Here is a 13194-nt window from a genome sequence, read left to right on the forward strand (position 1 = left end):
ACCGCCCGGCAGCCCGGGGGGCCCGCCCGCGGCGGCCGCGGCGCGCGCGGCGGCCCGCGCCAGGTCGAGCCCGGCGGCGTCGTGGGAGTCCTCGCCGGTGTCGTCGCTCCCCTCCGGCGAGTTATCCCCAGGGTTATCCCCACCTGTAGGGACAGCCTCGTCCGCCTCGCCCGTCCCATCCGACGACTCGGGCACCTCAGGGCTCACGGTGCACCTCGCCGCCGGCGACGCGGTAGCGCGCGCCGGCCAGCGCGGGCGGCACGTCCTCGGCCACGGCGGCCGTGACGAGCACCTGCTCCGCGCCGGCGACGAGCTCGGCGAGCTGGTCGCGCCGGCCCGCGTCGAGCTCGGCGAAGACGTCGTCGAGCACCAGGATCGGGTCGTCGCCGTCGTCGCGCAGCAGGTCGTACGACGCCAGCCGCAGCGCCAGCGCGAACGACCACGACTCCCCGTGCGAGGCGTAGCCCTTGACCGGCAGCCGGACGTCCGCCGACGCCAACGTGCAGAGCAGGTCGTCGCGGTGAGGCCCGACGAGCGAGTGGCCGCGGTCGAGCTCGTCCTTGCGCCGCTCGGCGAGCCCCGCGAGGAACGGCTCCGTCAGAGACGCCGCGCTCGGCCGGTCCTCGCCCTCGGGCAGCTCGACGGAGGAGCGGTAGACGACGTCGGCCGCGTCGCGACCCGCGCCGCGCGCGACCGCGGCGTACGCCTGCGCGAGGTAGGGACGCAGCTCGTGCACGAGCGCCACCCGCGCGGCGAGCAGCTGGGCGCCGACCTCGACGAGGTGGGAGTCCCAGACGTCGAGGGTGGCGAGCGACGCGTCGAGCGAGGCGCCCCGCCGCGCGCCGCCGGCCGTCTTCAGCAGCGTGTTGCGCTGGCGCAGCACGCGGTCGTAGTCGGCGCGCACCCCGGCGTACCGCGGCGAGCGCAGCACGAGCAGGTCGTCGAGGAAGTGGCGCCGCTCCGTCGGGTCGCCCTTGACCAGCGCTAGGTCGTCGGGCGCGAACACGACGGTGCGCACCAGGCCGATGAGCTCGCGGGCGCGGGGGAGCGCCGAGCGGTTGACCCGCGCACGGTTGGCCTTCCCCGGGTTGATCTCCACCTCGAGGGTGGCGCTGCGGCCGTCCCGCACGACCGCCGCGCGCACGATCGCCCGCTCCGCGCCGTGGCGCACGAGCGGCGCGTCCGAGGCCACCCGGTGCGACGAGAGCCGCGAGAGGTAGTCGATCGCCTCGACCAGGTTGGTCTTGCCCTGCCCGTTGCGCCCGAGGAACGCGCCCACCCCCGCCTCCAGCGGCAGCTCGAGCGTGCCGTAGGAGCGGAAGTCGTGGAGGGAGAGGTGGGCGACGTGCACGAAGGGTCAGCGCTGGGCGGGGTGCGCCGTACCGGTCTGCTCGCCGGACTCGGGCGCGTCACCACCGGCGGGGGCGGCGGTGTGGACCGCGTGCCCGCCGAACTGGTTGCGCATCGCGGCGATCGCCTTCATCGCGGGGGAGTCGTCCTGGCGCGAGACGAAGCGGGCGTAGAGCGCCGCGGTGATCGCCGGGGTGGCGACCGCGTTCTCGATGCCGGCCTCGACGGTCCAGCGGCCCTCGCCCGAGTCGTCGGCGTACCCGCGGATGGAGGACAGGTTCTCGTCCTCGTCGAGCGCGGCGACCAGCAGGTCGAGCAGCCACGAGCGGATGACGGTGCCCTCGCGCCACGAGCGGAAGACCTCGGTGACGTTGTCGACCATGTCGACCTTCTCGAGCAGCTCCCAGCCCTCGGCGTAGGACTGCATGATCGCGTACTCGATGCCGTTGTGGACCATCTTGGAGAAGTGGCCGGCGCCGACCTTGCCGGCGTGCACGGCGCCGAACTCGCCCTCGGGCTTGAGGGTGTCGAAGACCGGCTGCACCTTCGCCACGTCCTCGGGGGTGCCGCCGTACATCAGCGCGTAGCCGTTCTCCAGGCCCCAGACGCCGCCGGAGACGCCGCAGTCGACGAAGCCGATGCCCTTCGCGCCGAGCTGCTCGGCGTGCGCCTGGTCGTCGGTCCAGCGCGAGTTGCCGCCGTCGACGACGAGGTCGCCCTCGCTCAGCAGCTCGCCCAGCTTCGTGACCGTGTCGTGGGTCGGGCCGCCGGCCGGGACCATCACCCAGACGACGCGCGGCGAGGGCAGCGCCTCGACCATCGCCTCGAGGCTGTCGACGTCGGCCAGGTCGGGGTTGCGGTCGAACCCGACGACCGTGTGGCCGCCGCGGCGCAACCGCTCCCGCATGTTGCCGCCCATCTTGCCGAGTCCGATGAGGCCGATCTCCATGGCGAGCTCCTCTGCAGGCGTGTCGTGTCCGGGGTGTGTGCGTGGGGCTGGCGCGGGGCGCCGGGTACGACGCTACGCAGCGCCGCAACGGGCGGTGCGCGCCGTCGGGGTCAGGAGAGCAGGCGGCGCGGCATCAGCAGGTAGCGGAAGCCCGGGTCCTGCTCGCCCTCGTCGACGACGCCGCTCATCACCACGGGCTTCGACGCCTGGGTGAAGGCGAGCTTGACGACGGGCTGGTCGATGGCGGTGAGGCCGTCGAGCAGGAACTGCGGGTTGAAGCCGGTGACGATGTCGCCGCCGTCGATGGCCGCCTCGATCGACTCCGAGGCCTGGGCCTCGTCGCCGGAGCCGGCGTCGAGGGTGAGCACGCCGTCGGAGAAGGCCATCTGCACCGCGGTGTTGCGCTCCGCGACGAGCGAGACGCGCTTGACCGACTCGACGAGCGCGGCCTTCTCGATCGTGGCCACCGTCAGGTGCTCGTTGGGGAACAGGCTGCGGACCTTCGGGAACTCGCCGTCGAGCAGACGCGTCGTCGTACGACGCACCCCACCGTTCGCGGCACCCTCGAAGCCGATGATGCCCTCGCCCGAGCCGCTGGCCGACAGCGCGATGGTGACCTCGGTGCCGGCGGTCAGCGACTTCGCCGTGTCGGCGAGCACCTTGGCCGGGACGAGCGCGGCGAGCGACTCGTCGGGGGTGCGGGGCTCCCACTCCAGCTCGCGCTGGGAGAGGCGGAAGCGGTCGGTCGCCAGCAGGGAGATCGTCGTGCCGTCGATCTCGATGCGCACGCCGGTCAGCACCGGGAGCATGTCATCGCGGCCCGCGGCGGTGACGGCCTGGGCCACCGAGTGGGCGAAGACGTCGCTGCGCACCGTGCCGGTGGCGGTCGGCATCTGGGGGAGCGAGGGGTACTCGTCGACCGGCAGCGTCTGCAGCGTGAAGCGCGCCGACCCGCAGACCAGCGAGACGCGGGCGCCGTCGAGCGTCATCTCCACCGGCTTGTTCGGCAGGCTGCGCGTGATGTCGGCGAGGAGACGGCCGCTGACGAGCACGGTGCCCTCGTCGACGACGTCGGCCGCGAGGGTGGCGCGGGCCGAGGTCTCGTAGTCGAAGGTGGACAGCACCAGACCGTCCTGCTTCGCCTCCACGAGGAGGCCGGCGAGGACGGGGACGCTCGGACGCACGGGCAGGCTGCGAGCAGCCCAGGCGACGGCGTCGGCGAGGACGTCGCGTTCGACGCGGAACTTCACTGCAGGTCCTCCTGGTGGCGGTCCGTTCGGGGCCGGGGCGGCATGCGAATCACACGACGTCGGCACGCACGGGTGGGAATCGCATCCTGCCACGTGCGGCGAGGCCGCGGGACCGCTGGGCGGAGGGATCCCTGTCATTCACCGGCGTCGACGACCTCGTCGGCCTCCCTCGGGCCTCGGTCATCCCCAGGGAGAGGGCCGGGTGGGGGTCGACGAGGAATCGGATCCGGATGTCAGGAGGGAGGGGTCATAGGTGCTGTGCACTCTGTGGAGAAGTGTCGTCCGGCCAGGTCAGGTGCTCGACGGCCCTGTGGAGCGGCGGTGGAGGACGACGCGACGTACCTAGGGGCGGGTGTGGAACCTGCGCCGTCCGTCGCGCCGTCGTCCCCACGAGTGCACAGGGGCTGGGGACGACAGGCGGGGTGGGCGCACAGGCGCTCCACATCTTCCACGCGTGTAGTTCACCGGGCGGCGGGGCGAGGCGTCAGGGGGTCTGGCGGGCCTGCATCTTGATGCGGTTGGTGAGCTCGCTGACCTGGTTGTAGACCGAGCGGCGCTCGGCGAGCAGCTGGTTGATCTTGTTGTTGGCGTACATGACCGTCGTGTGGTCGCGGTTGCCGAACTGGGCGCCGATCTTCGGCAGCGAGAGGTCGGTGAGCTCGCGGCACAGGTACATGGCGATCTGGCGGCCCTGCACGAGGTGGCGACCGCGGCTCGGTCCCGTGAGGTCCTCGATGGCCACCCCGAAGTACGCCGCGGTCTGCGCGATGATCGCGGCCGGCGTGATCTCGGGCTCCCCCCCGTCGGGGATGAGGTCCTTCAGCACGATCTCCGCCAGCGTCAGCTCGACCTCCTGGCGGTTGAGGTTCGCGAACGCCGTGACCCGGATGAGTGCGCCCTCGAGCTCGCGGATGTTGGTCTGGATCTTGGAGGCGATGAACTCGAGGACGTCCGGCGGCGCGGTGAGGCGGTCCATCGCCGCCTTCTTGCGCAGGATCGCGATGCGGGTCTCGAGGTCCGGCGGCTGCACGTCGGTGATGAGGCCCCACTCGAACCGGTTGCGCAGCCGGTCCTCCAGCGCCTCGAGCCGCTTGGGCGGGCGGTCGGAGGTGAGGACGATCTGCTTGTTCGCGTTGTGGAGCGTGTTGAAGGTGTGGAAGAACTCCTCCTGCGTCTGGGTCTTCCCCTCCAGGAACTGGATGTCGTCGATGAGGAGCACGTCGACGTCGCGGTAGCGCCGCTTGAACCGGTCCTGCCGGTCGTCGCGGATCGCGTTGATGAACTCGTTCGTGAACTCCTCGCTCGACACGTAGCGCACCTTCGCGCCGGCGTAGAGGCTGCGCACGTAGTGGCCGATCGCGTGGAGCAGGTGGGTCTTCCCGAGGCCGGACTCGCCGTAGACCATCAGCGGGTTGTAGGCCTTGCCCGGCGCTTCGGCCACTGCGACGGCGGCGGCGTGGGGGAACCGGTTCGACGAGCCGATGACGAACGTCTCGAACGTGTACTTGGGGTTGAGGCGCGTCTCGAGGTTGGCCGACTGCCGGCTCGACTCGGACTGCTGCGGCTCGGGCTCCGGAATTATCGACAAAGCAACTTGGTTATTCGACGACTTCTCGGGCTCGCGGCTGGGCGCCGCGGTCGCGACCGGCTCGTCCCCCGTGTCGAGGGCGGGGTTGACGGTCACGGCGATGCGGACCTCGTGCCCGAACGCCTCGCTCAGCGCGTCCTCGATCTGCGAGCGCAGCCGGCCCTCGAGCTGCATGCGGGTGAACTCGTTCGGCACCGCGATGATCGCCGTCGTCTCGTGCAGCGTCATGGGCTCGCTCGCGTGGAGCCACGCACGCTGGTGCGCCTGGAGGTCGGCGAGCACCCGCCGCCACGCCGTGGCGAGGTCCGTGGGGCCGTTCTCCATGTCGCTCCTCCTCGTGGCGCCGGGGGTCCGGAGGCGCCGACCGCTGTCGTCCGCTGCCCGATCCTGCCTCATGAGCCGGGAGATTCCACAGTCTTGTCCACAGCTTGTGAAGAAGGGGCGGCGGGGGGCGGAGGCACCCCGGTCGGGCGCCCACGCTCGGCATCTGCGACGCATCCCCGCTGGTCATCCGGGGTACGGCGGCCGCCCCACGCGGACCCGCAGCGGTCCCCGCGGGGCCGCGGGCGTCGTACCGGCGGGAGGAGGGGATCCCCCGGGGTACGGCGGGCCGCCCGCCCCCGCGCCGGGTTGTCCACAGGGTGCCGACGGTTTGACCCGTCCGGGACGAGCACGTACCGTTCCTAAGTCGCCGGGGTTGTCTCGACCGGTGCCGCATGTCCACGGAGGGGTCCCCGACGGGCCACAGCCGTGGGTGGGCGGTGCCAGCCGATGGCTGAGACCTCCCCCCGGTGGTGGACATCGTCCCAGACCCGATCCGGAGAAGACTCGTGAGCAAGCGCACCTTCCAGCCGAACAACCGCCGCCGTCACAAGGTGCACGGCTTCCGCCTGCGCATGCGCACCCGTGCCGGCCGCGCGATCATCAACACGCGCCGCCGCAAGGGTCGCAAGAGCCTGACCGTCTGAGCTCGCCGAGCAGCCGGACGTGCTCGCGCGCGACCAACGGATGCGTCGTGGCGCCGAGTTCGCCACGGCCGTCCGGCGCGGTCGTCGCGCGGGCACCCGCACGCTGGTGTGTCACTGGGCCGACGCGGAGGATCCCCTCCGCGTCGGCTTCGTCGTGAGCAAGGCAGTGGGGCCGGCCGTGGTGCGCAACCGCGTCAAGCGTCGGCTCCGCCACCTCGTGCTCGACGCGGGCCGCGCCGGTGCTCTCCCTGCGGGTGGGTTGCTGGTCGTGCGAGCGCTGCCCGCCGCGGCCGAGTCCGACGTCGAGCGGCTCCGCTCCGACCTCGAGCGCAGCGTGCAGCGCGTGCGCCCGCCGGTGGTGGCGGCGTGAAGTACCTGCTCATCGGGCTGCTGAAGGCCTACCGGCTCCTCATCAGCCCCCTGTACGGCCAGGTGTGCCGCTACCACCCCTCGTGCTCGGCGTACGCGCTCGAGGCGGTGACGCAGCACGGAAGCATCCGCGGATCGTGGCTCGCGGTGCGGCGTCTGTCACGCTGTCACCCGTGGGCGGCCGGCGGTTACGACCCCGTTCCCGAGCGCCACCCGGCGCCACGACCCTGAGATCGAGGAGCTCCGCATCGTGTTCGACTTCTTCGGTGCCATCGGCGGCGCCATCATGACGCCGCTGTACTACGCCGTGTCGGCGGTGATGCTGGCGTGGCACGAGCTGTTCTCGCTGTTCCTCCCGTCGGACAGCGGTGCGACCTGGATCCTCTCCATCGTCGGCCTGACCCTCGTCATCCGTGCGGCCCTGATCCCGCTGTTCGTCAAGCAGATCAAGTCCAGCCGCAACATGGCGCTGCTGCAACCGCAGGTGCGGGAGCTGCAGAAGAAGTACAAGCACGACCGCGAGCGCCTCGCCCAGGAGACGATGCAGCTCTACAAGGAGGCGGGCACCAACCCGTTCGCCTCGTGCCTGCCGATCCTGCTGCAGATGCCGATCTTCTTCGCGCTGTTCCGCCTGCTCGACCAGGCGGCGCGGAACGGCACGGCCCACGGCTTCCTCACCACCGAGCTGGCCCGGAACTTCGGTGACTCCGAGCTCTTCGGCATCCCGATCGCACGCACGTTCATCGACAACGACGGCAACCTCGGCGTCAGCGTGCTCGCCGCGATCCTCGTGATCGCCATGACCATCACGACGTTCACGACGCAGCGTCAGCTGATGAGCAAGAACATGCCGCCGGAGGCCCTCACGGGCCCCTACGCGCAGCAGCAGAAGATGCTGCTCTACATCCTCCCGCTGGTGTTCGCCATCGGCGGTGTGGCCTTCCCGATCGGCGTCCTCTTCTACTGGACGACGTCGAACCTGTGGACCATGGGCCAGCAGTTCTACGTGATCCGGCGCAACCCTGCTCCCGGTACGCCGGCGGCCAAGGCGAAGGCGGAGCGCGACGCCGAGAAGGCGCGCCGGAAGGGACACAGCCCCGCTGACGGGGTCTCGCTCGAGAAGGGCGGGAGCACCGCCGTCGAGACCGCTCCGGAGACGGCCCCCCGCCCGCGGCAGCAGCCGCAGCGACAGACCAAGGCGCAGCGCTCCAAGGCCTCCCCGGCGGGCTCCAAGCCCCGTCCTCAGGGGTCGAAGAGCGCGCCCACGAAGAAGAAGCGCTGAGCGGGTGACCGCGTGGACGAAGGAGTGGAGCAGGTGACGGAGACGACGGAGACGGTCGACCCGACGGACCAGGACGCCGTGGCGGGGGACGAGCGGGACGACGCCGCGCCCGCGGCGGGCGAGCCGGGTGCCCGGGTGGGCCGCCTCGAGCGTGAGGGCGACATCGCGGCGGACTACCTGGAGGAGCTGCTCGACATCGCGGACCTCGACGGGGACCTCGACATCGACGTCGAGGGCGACCGCGCGTCGGTCTCGATCGTCGGTGCGGACCTGTCGCAGCTCGTCGGACCCCAGGGCGAGGTGCTCGACGCCCTGCAGGAGCTGGCCCGCCTGGCGGTCTACCGGGAGACCGGAGAGCGGTCGCGGCTCATGCTCGACATCTCCGGGCACCGCGCGGAGCGTCGCGCGGCGCTCGAGAAGCTGGCGGCCGAGGCCATCGAGGAGGCGCGCAGCTCGGGTGACCGCGTCTCGCTCGACCCCATGTCGCCGTTCGAGCGCAAGGTCGTCCACGACGCCGTCGCCGCGGCCGGGCTGTCCTCGGAGTCCGAGGGCGTCGAGCCGCGTCGGCACGTCGTCGTCCTGCCGAACTGATCGGCCCCCGTGTCGGACGACGTTTCACGTGAAACACCCCCCGCGCCCGAGGTGGCGCGGGGGGTGTTCCCTGTCGACCGCTGGCCGCTCGCGGAGCGGTACGCCGCGTCGTTGGCGGTCGACGGGGTCGTCCGCGGACTGATCGGCCCGCGAGAGGTCCCCCGGCTGTGGGACCGGCACCTGCTGAACTGTGCCGTCATGGCGGATGCCCTCCCGGCAGAGCCCCACACCGTGGCGGACGTCGGCTCGGGCGCCGGGCTGCCGGGCATCGTGCTCGCGATCCGTCGACCCGACATCCAGGTGACGCTCATTGAGCCGTTGCTGCGTCGTACGACGTACCTCCAGGAGATCGCCGACGAGCTGGGCCTCGACAACGTCGAGGTGCTGCGCGCCCGCGCCGAGGAGGTGCACGGGGAGCGCTCGTTCGACGTGGTCACCTCGCGTGCGGTCGCCGCGCTCGACAAGCTGCTGGGGTGGTCGATGCCGCTGGTGCGCCGTGGCGGCGAGCTCGTGGCCATGAAGGGCTCCCGGGCCGCCGACGAGGTGGCCGAGTCGGGGTCGGCGCTGCGGCGCTGGTCCGCGGAGCGCGCCACGGTCGAGACGTTCGGTGCCGGCGTCGTCGATCCACCGACCACCGTCGTCCGAGTGGTGCGGACGAAGTGTGTTGACTAGGTTGTTCCCTCGAGTCCGGGCGGTGGACGGCGCGGTTGTCGACGCCATCCACCCGGGCCCGAACCGGGCGTCGCCCGCCGCCGAGCGCGCGTCGTCTGTGCACAGGGCGATTCCGCGTGGTTGTGCGCTGGAGACGTTCGTTGTCCACAGATGTGGGCCGGATATCCACACGGCGTGATGAAGGGACGTTGACGTGGTTTCACGTGAAACAGAGGGCGACGGGGCGACGCCCACGGCGTACCGCGTGCGCACGGCCGGGGACCTCGCCGAGGCGACTCCCCCGTCGGACGATGCGACCACGCCGCTAGCCCGCGCCGTCGAGGCGTCCCTGCTGGTGCGCGACGGCGCGCGGCGCATGGCTCTCCCCCGCCCCCCGCAGACCCGGGTCATGGTGGTCGCCAACCAGAAGGGCGGCGTCGGCAAGACGACGACGACGGTCAACATCGCGGCGGGCCTGGCCCAGCTCGGCCAGCGGGTGCTCGTCATCGATCTCGATCCGCAGGGCAATGCATCCACGGCGCTGAACATCAAGCACCACCGAGGGACGCTCGGCACGTACGACCTGCTCGTCGACGGTGCAGCGCTGGCCGACGTGGCCCAGCCCTGCCCGGAGGTCGAGCGTGTCGACGTCGTGCCTGCGACCATCGACCTTGCCGGGGCCGAGATCGAGCTCGTCAGCGTCGTGGCGCGCGAGAACCGGCTCAACAAGGCCATCCAGGCCCACCCGCTGGTGGGGGGTGCCGATGCGGGCGACGGGCGGTACGACTACGTCATCGTGGACTGTCCCCCGTCGCTCGGCCTGCTGACCTTGAACGCCCTGGTGTCGGCGCACGAGATGCTCATCCCGATCCAGGCGGAGTACTACGCCCTGGAGGGCCTCGGCCAGCTCATCGAGACGGTCGAGATGGTGAAGAAGCACCTCAACCCGTCGCTGCGGATCTCCACGATCCTCATCACCATGTACGACGGACGCACCAAGCTGGCGGCCGGTGTCGCCGAGGAGGTGCGCGAGCACTTCGGCGAGCAGGTGCTGCGCACGATGATCCCCCGCTCGGTGCGCGTCAGCGAGGCGCCGTCGTACGCACAGACCGTGATGACCTACGACCCGGGGTCCACCGGGGCGATGGCCTACCTCGAGGCGGCCCGGGAGATCGCCCAGCGCGGAGGCAAGGCATGAGCAAGCAGCCGCCCCGCCGGGGGCTGGGCCGCGGACTGGGCTCGTTGATCCCGACGGCGCCGGAGCAGCCGGCTGCGGAGTCGCCGGCCGTCGCAGATGCCGCGGGGTCGGAGAGTACTGATGAGGGCACCGCCGCGGGTGCCGCGGGCCGTGTTTCACGTGGAACGGGCGCTGAGGGGAGCGTCGGACTGGCTCCGGTCGACGGCGCGTACTTCGCCGAGCTGCCGGTGGGCCAGATCTCCCCCAACGCACGCCAGCCGCGGCAGGTCTTCGACGAGGACGCGATGGCGGAGCTCGTCTTCTCCATCAAGGAGATCGGCCTGCTGCAGCCGGTCGTCGTCCGCCGTACGGGCGACGACGCCTACGAGCTCATCATGGGCGAGCGGCGTTGGCGCGCCACCCAGGCGGCCGGTCTCGACGTCATCCCCGCCATCGTGCGGGAGACCGAGGACACCGCCATGCTGCGGGACGCCCTGCTGGAGAACTTGCACCGCTCGCAGCTCAACCCCCTCGAGGAGGCGGCCGCCTACCAGCAGTTGCTCGAGGACTTCTCGTGCACGCACGAGGAGCTGGCGCAGCGCATCGGCCGCTCGCGCCCCCAGATCAGCAACACGCTCCGTCTGCTGCGCCTGAGCCCCGCCGTGCAGCGCCGGGTCGCTGCGGGCGTGCTGTCGGCGGGCCACGCCCGCTCGTTGCTCGGCGTCGCCGACGGGGCGTCCCAGGACCGGCTCGCGCAGCGCGTCGTGGCCGAGGGCATCAGCGTGCGGGCCCTCGAGGAGATCGTCGCGATGGGCGAGGAGTCCGGCGGGGCCGAGCCACGACGTCGTACCCCTCGCCAGACCGAGCCGGGTCTCGTCGACCTGTCGGACCGGCTGTCGGACCGCTTCGACACCCGCGTCAAGGTCGACATGGGCAAGGCCAAGGGGCGGATCACCGTCGAGTTCGCCTCGGTCGAGGACCTGCAGCGCATCGTCGACCTCATGGATCCACGCAATAGAACCGACAAGTTGCTCTAGCGATTAGTCGACATAAGGCCCCCAACGCGTTTTAGGGCGTCAGGAACGGGCCGGGAAAGTTCTGTGAGAGCGATTCTGAGCGGCGGGCGCTGACGTCCTGACGGACGTTCCCGACGCTCGGCGGCTCTACGAGGCTCCCCCGCAACGCTTGTCGGGGGCTGCAGTGGGTGGTTTCGAGGGCCGCTGGGGCGGCCACCTCAACCACCGAGCGCCAGGGCGGCCACCTCAACCACCGAGCGTCGGTTGAGGTGCGAGCTCCGGCGAGCCTCGACACCAGCTCGGGACGTGGGTGGTTTCGAGGGCCGCTGGGGCGGCCACCTCAACCACCGAGCGCCAGGGCGGCCACCTCAACCACCGAGCGTCGGTTGAGATGCGAGTTCCGGCGAGCCTCGACACCAGCTCGGGCCGTGGGTGGTGGTTTCGAGGGCCGCTGGGGCGGCCACCTCAACCAGCGCGGGACGGGGCGGCCACCTCAACCAGCGCGGGACGGGGCGGCCACCTCAACCAGCGCGGGACGGGGCGGCCACCTCGACCACCGAGCGTCGTTGTCAGGAGGCGCGGCGCTTCTCCGCGCGCTTGGCGGCGCGGGCGCGCTTCTCCTCGGCGTCGAGGCGCTCGGCCTCCTCGAGGGTCGGCGCGCTGCCGCCGCGGCGGGCGGGGATCCACCAGGCGCCGGCGGGCTTCTCGTCCTCGGGGTAGAGGTCGATCGCCTTGTCGAGCAGCGCCTTCATCGACTCGTGCAGCTCGGCGGTCTCGGCGACGGGGTCGGCGGCGGTCGGGTGGAGCGGGGCGCCGACGTGCACGCCGATGGTCTTGCCGCGGGAGAAGTCGCGGGGGTGGTCCTTGGTCCACATGCGGTGGGTGCCGTAGATGACGACGGGCAGGAGCGGTACGCCGGCCATCGCCGCGATCCGCACCGCACCCGTCTTCAGCTCCTTGATCTCGAACGAGCGCGAGATGGTGGCCTCGGGGAAGATGCCGACCGCCTCCCCCTGGCGGAGGTATTCGACGGCCTTCGCGGCAGACGCCGCGCCCTCGCCCCGGTCGACCTCGATGTGGTGGAACGAACGCATCACGGGACCGCCGACGGGGTGGTCGAAGATCTCCTTCTTCGCCATGAACCGCACGTAGCGGCCCGACGGGTTGGCGGCGAGCCCGCCGTACACGTAGTCGACGTACCCGACGTGGTTGACGGCGAGCAGCACGCCGCCCGTGCGGGGGACCTGCTCGGTGCCCGTCATCTGGAAGCGCTGGCCGAGCGCGCGGAAGGAGAGCTTCGCGGTGGCGATGACGGCGGGGTAGGTCAGGTCGAGCACGTGGTCTCCCGGTGGCTGCGGCGCTGCGGTCGATCGACTCTAGCCTGCAACGGCGCGGCGTCGACCTGGGCCCGGACGCCGAGAGGCCGGCCCCGCAGTGCGGGACCGGCCTCCGGCTCGGAGCAGCTGCTCGTCAGCCGATGAACTCGCTGAGCTCGCGCACGAGCGCCGACTTCGGCTTGGCGCCGACGATGGTCTTGACGACCTCGCCGCCGGAGTAGACGTTGAGCGTCGGGATGCCCGTGACCCGGTAGTTGCCCGGCGTGACGGGGTTCTCGTCGACGTTCATCTTCACGAACGTGATCTTGTCGCCGTGCTCCTTGGCGAGCTCGTCGAGGATCGGGGAGACCTGGCGGCACGGGCCGCACCACTCGGCCCAGAAGTCGACCAGGACCGGCTTGTCGGACTTCAGGACCTGCGCCTCGAACTCGGCGTCGGTCACAGCGGCGATGTCAGCCACGGCGTGTTCCTCTCGTTGATGGAGTCGCCCGGCGGACCGGGGCGTCGGTGGTGGAACGTCGGGGAGCGCTCGGTTCTTCCCGTCAGAGGCCGGCGGTCTGCACGGTCTCGACGGCGGCGGACTCCGCGACCGCGTCCTGGGCCTCCTGCGGCGTCACCGCGGCGTGGTCCAGGTCGGCGATGTAGCGCTCGGCGTCGAGCGCCGCG

At 71.5% G+C, this 13194-nt stretch carries 14 protein-coding genes; 8 read left to right on the forward strand and 6 right to left on the reverse strand.

All coding sequences use genetic code 11. The features are described from left to right. Positions 1 to 196 precede the first annotated feature (196 nt). The 4 genes from recF to dnaA all read right to left on the reverse strand — a co-directional run bounded on the left by recF (position 197) and on the right by dnaA (position 5461). On the reverse strand, positions 197 to 1351 hold the full coding sequence (recF, locus tag INN71_RS17890) for a DNA replication/repair protein RecF (protein WP_277501518.1): 1155 nt from the start codon (positions 1349 to 1351) through the stop codon (positions 197 to 199). 6 nt (positions 1352 to 1357) lie between these two features. After that, the gene (gene gnd, locus INN71_RS17895; RefSeq protein WP_277501519.1) at positions 1358 to 2299 is read right to left on the reverse strand and encodes a phosphogluconate dehydrogenase (NAD(+)-dependent, decarboxylating); all 942 of its coding nucleotides are present in this window, start codon (positions 2297 to 2299) and stop codon (positions 1358 to 1360) included. A 110-nt stretch (positions 2300 to 2409) separates the two neighbouring features. Further along, positions 2410 to 3549 carry a DNA polymerase III subunit beta gene (gene dnaN, locus INN71_RS17900; protein WP_277501520.1) on the reverse strand — a complete coding sequence of 380 codons (1140 nt, stop codon included), beginning with the start codon at positions 3547 to 3549 and terminating at the stop codon, positions 2410 to 2412. 484 nt (positions 3550 to 4033) lie between these two features. Next, positions 4034 to 5461 carry a chromosomal replication initiator protein DnaA gene (gene dnaA / locus INN71_RS17905; RefSeq protein ID WP_277501521.1) on the reverse strand — a complete coding sequence of 476 codons (1428 nt, stop codon included), beginning with the start codon at positions 5459 to 5461 and terminating at the stop codon, positions 4034 to 4036. A 506-nt stretch (positions 5462 to 5967) separates the two neighbouring features. Here dnaA and rpmH point away from each other — a divergent pair. The 8 genes from rpmH to INN71_RS17945 all read left to right on the forward strand — a co-directional run bounded on the left by rpmH (position 5968) and on the right by INN71_RS17945 (position 11212). Next, entirely contained in the window at positions 5968 to 6105 is a 138-nt protein-coding gene (gene rpmH, locus INN71_RS17910) for a 50S ribosomal protein L34 (protein ID WP_277501522.1), read from the forward strand. Between the two features lie 19 nt (positions 6106 to 6124). Then, positions 6125 to 6475: a ribonuclease P protein component gene (rnpA, locus tag INN71_RS17915; RefSeq protein ID WP_277501523.1), complete on the forward strand. Its 351-nt coding sequence runs from the start codon at positions 6125 to 6127 to the stop codon at positions 6473 to 6475. Beyond that, on the forward strand, positions 6472 to 6705 hold the full coding sequence (yidD, locus tag INN71_RS17920) for a membrane protein insertion efficiency factor YidD (protein WP_277501524.1): 234 nt from the start codon (positions 6472 to 6474) through the stop codon (positions 6703 to 6705). Before rnpA ends, yidD begins: the two co-directional genes overlap by 4 nt. Before the next feature lie 19 nt (positions 6706 to 6724). Beyond that, the gene (yidC, locus tag INN71_RS17925; protein ID WP_277501525.1) at positions 6725 to 7756 is read left to right on the forward strand and encodes a membrane protein insertase YidC; all 1032 of its coding nucleotides are present in this window, start codon (positions 6725 to 6727) and stop codon (positions 7754 to 7756) included. Between the two features lie 24 nt (positions 7757 to 7780). Next, positions 7781 to 8347: a R3H domain-containing nucleic acid-binding protein gene (locus INN71_RS17930; protein WP_277501529.1), complete on the forward strand. Its 567-nt coding sequence runs from the start codon at positions 7781 to 7783 to the stop codon at positions 8345 to 8347. A 63-nt stretch (positions 8348 to 8410) separates the two neighbouring features. Beyond that, complete coding sequence (gene rsmG, locus INN71_RS17935) at positions 8411 to 9019, forward strand: 16S rRNA (guanine(527)-N(7))-methyltransferase RsmG (protein ID WP_277501526.1); 609 nt, start codon at positions 8411 to 8413, stop codon at positions 9017 to 9019. A gap of 193 nt (positions 9020 to 9212) precedes the next feature. Continuing rightward, positions 9213 to 10196, forward strand: a complete 984-nt coding sequence (locus INN71_RS17940; protein ID WP_277501527.1) for a ParA family protein — start codon at positions 9213 to 9215, stop codon at positions 10194 to 10196. Next, the gene (locus tag INN71_RS17945; RefSeq protein WP_277501528.1) at positions 10193 to 11212 is read left to right on the forward strand and encodes a ParB/RepB/Spo0J family partition protein; all 1020 of its coding nucleotides are present in this window, start codon (positions 10193 to 10195) and stop codon (positions 11210 to 11212) included. Before INN71_RS17940 ends, INN71_RS17945 begins: the two co-directional genes overlap by 4 nt. A 548-nt stretch (positions 11213 to 11760) precedes the next feature. Here the strand turns inward: INN71_RS17945 and INN71_RS17950 are convergent. Beyond that, on the reverse strand, positions 11761 to 12528 hold the full coding sequence (locus INN71_RS17950) for a 1-acyl-sn-glycerol-3-phosphate acyltransferase (RefSeq protein WP_301800009.1): 768 nt from the start codon (positions 12526 to 12528) through the stop codon (positions 11761 to 11763). 133 nt (positions 12529 to 12661) lie between these two features. Further along, positions 12662 to 12988 (reverse strand): thioredoxin, encoded by a 327-nt coding sequence (trxA, locus tag INN71_RS17955; protein WP_277501667.1) that lies wholly within the window; start codon positions 12986 to 12988, stop codon positions 12662 to 12664. Between the last annotated feature and the right edge of the window lie 206 nt (positions 12989 to 13194).

Origin of the sequence: Nocardioides sp. ChNu-153 (assembly GCF_030466625.1) — a bacterium.
GTDB lineage: Bacteria > Actinomycetota > Actinomycetes > Propionibacteriales > Nocardioidaceae > Nocardioides.

Coding starts and splice junctions, on each gene's coding strand:
- gnd (WP_277501519.1), bottom strand. CDS start 2,299: ATGGAGATCGGCCTCATCGGACTCGGCAAGATGGGCGGCAACATGCGG.
- dnaA (WP_277501521.1), bottom strand. CDS start 5,461: ATGGAGAACGGCCCCACGGACCTCGCCACGGCGTGGCGGCGGGTGCTC.
- INN71_RS17945 (WP_277501528.1), top strand. CDS start 10,193: ATGAGCAAGCAGCCGCCCCGCCGGGGGCTGGGCCGCGGACTGGGCTCG.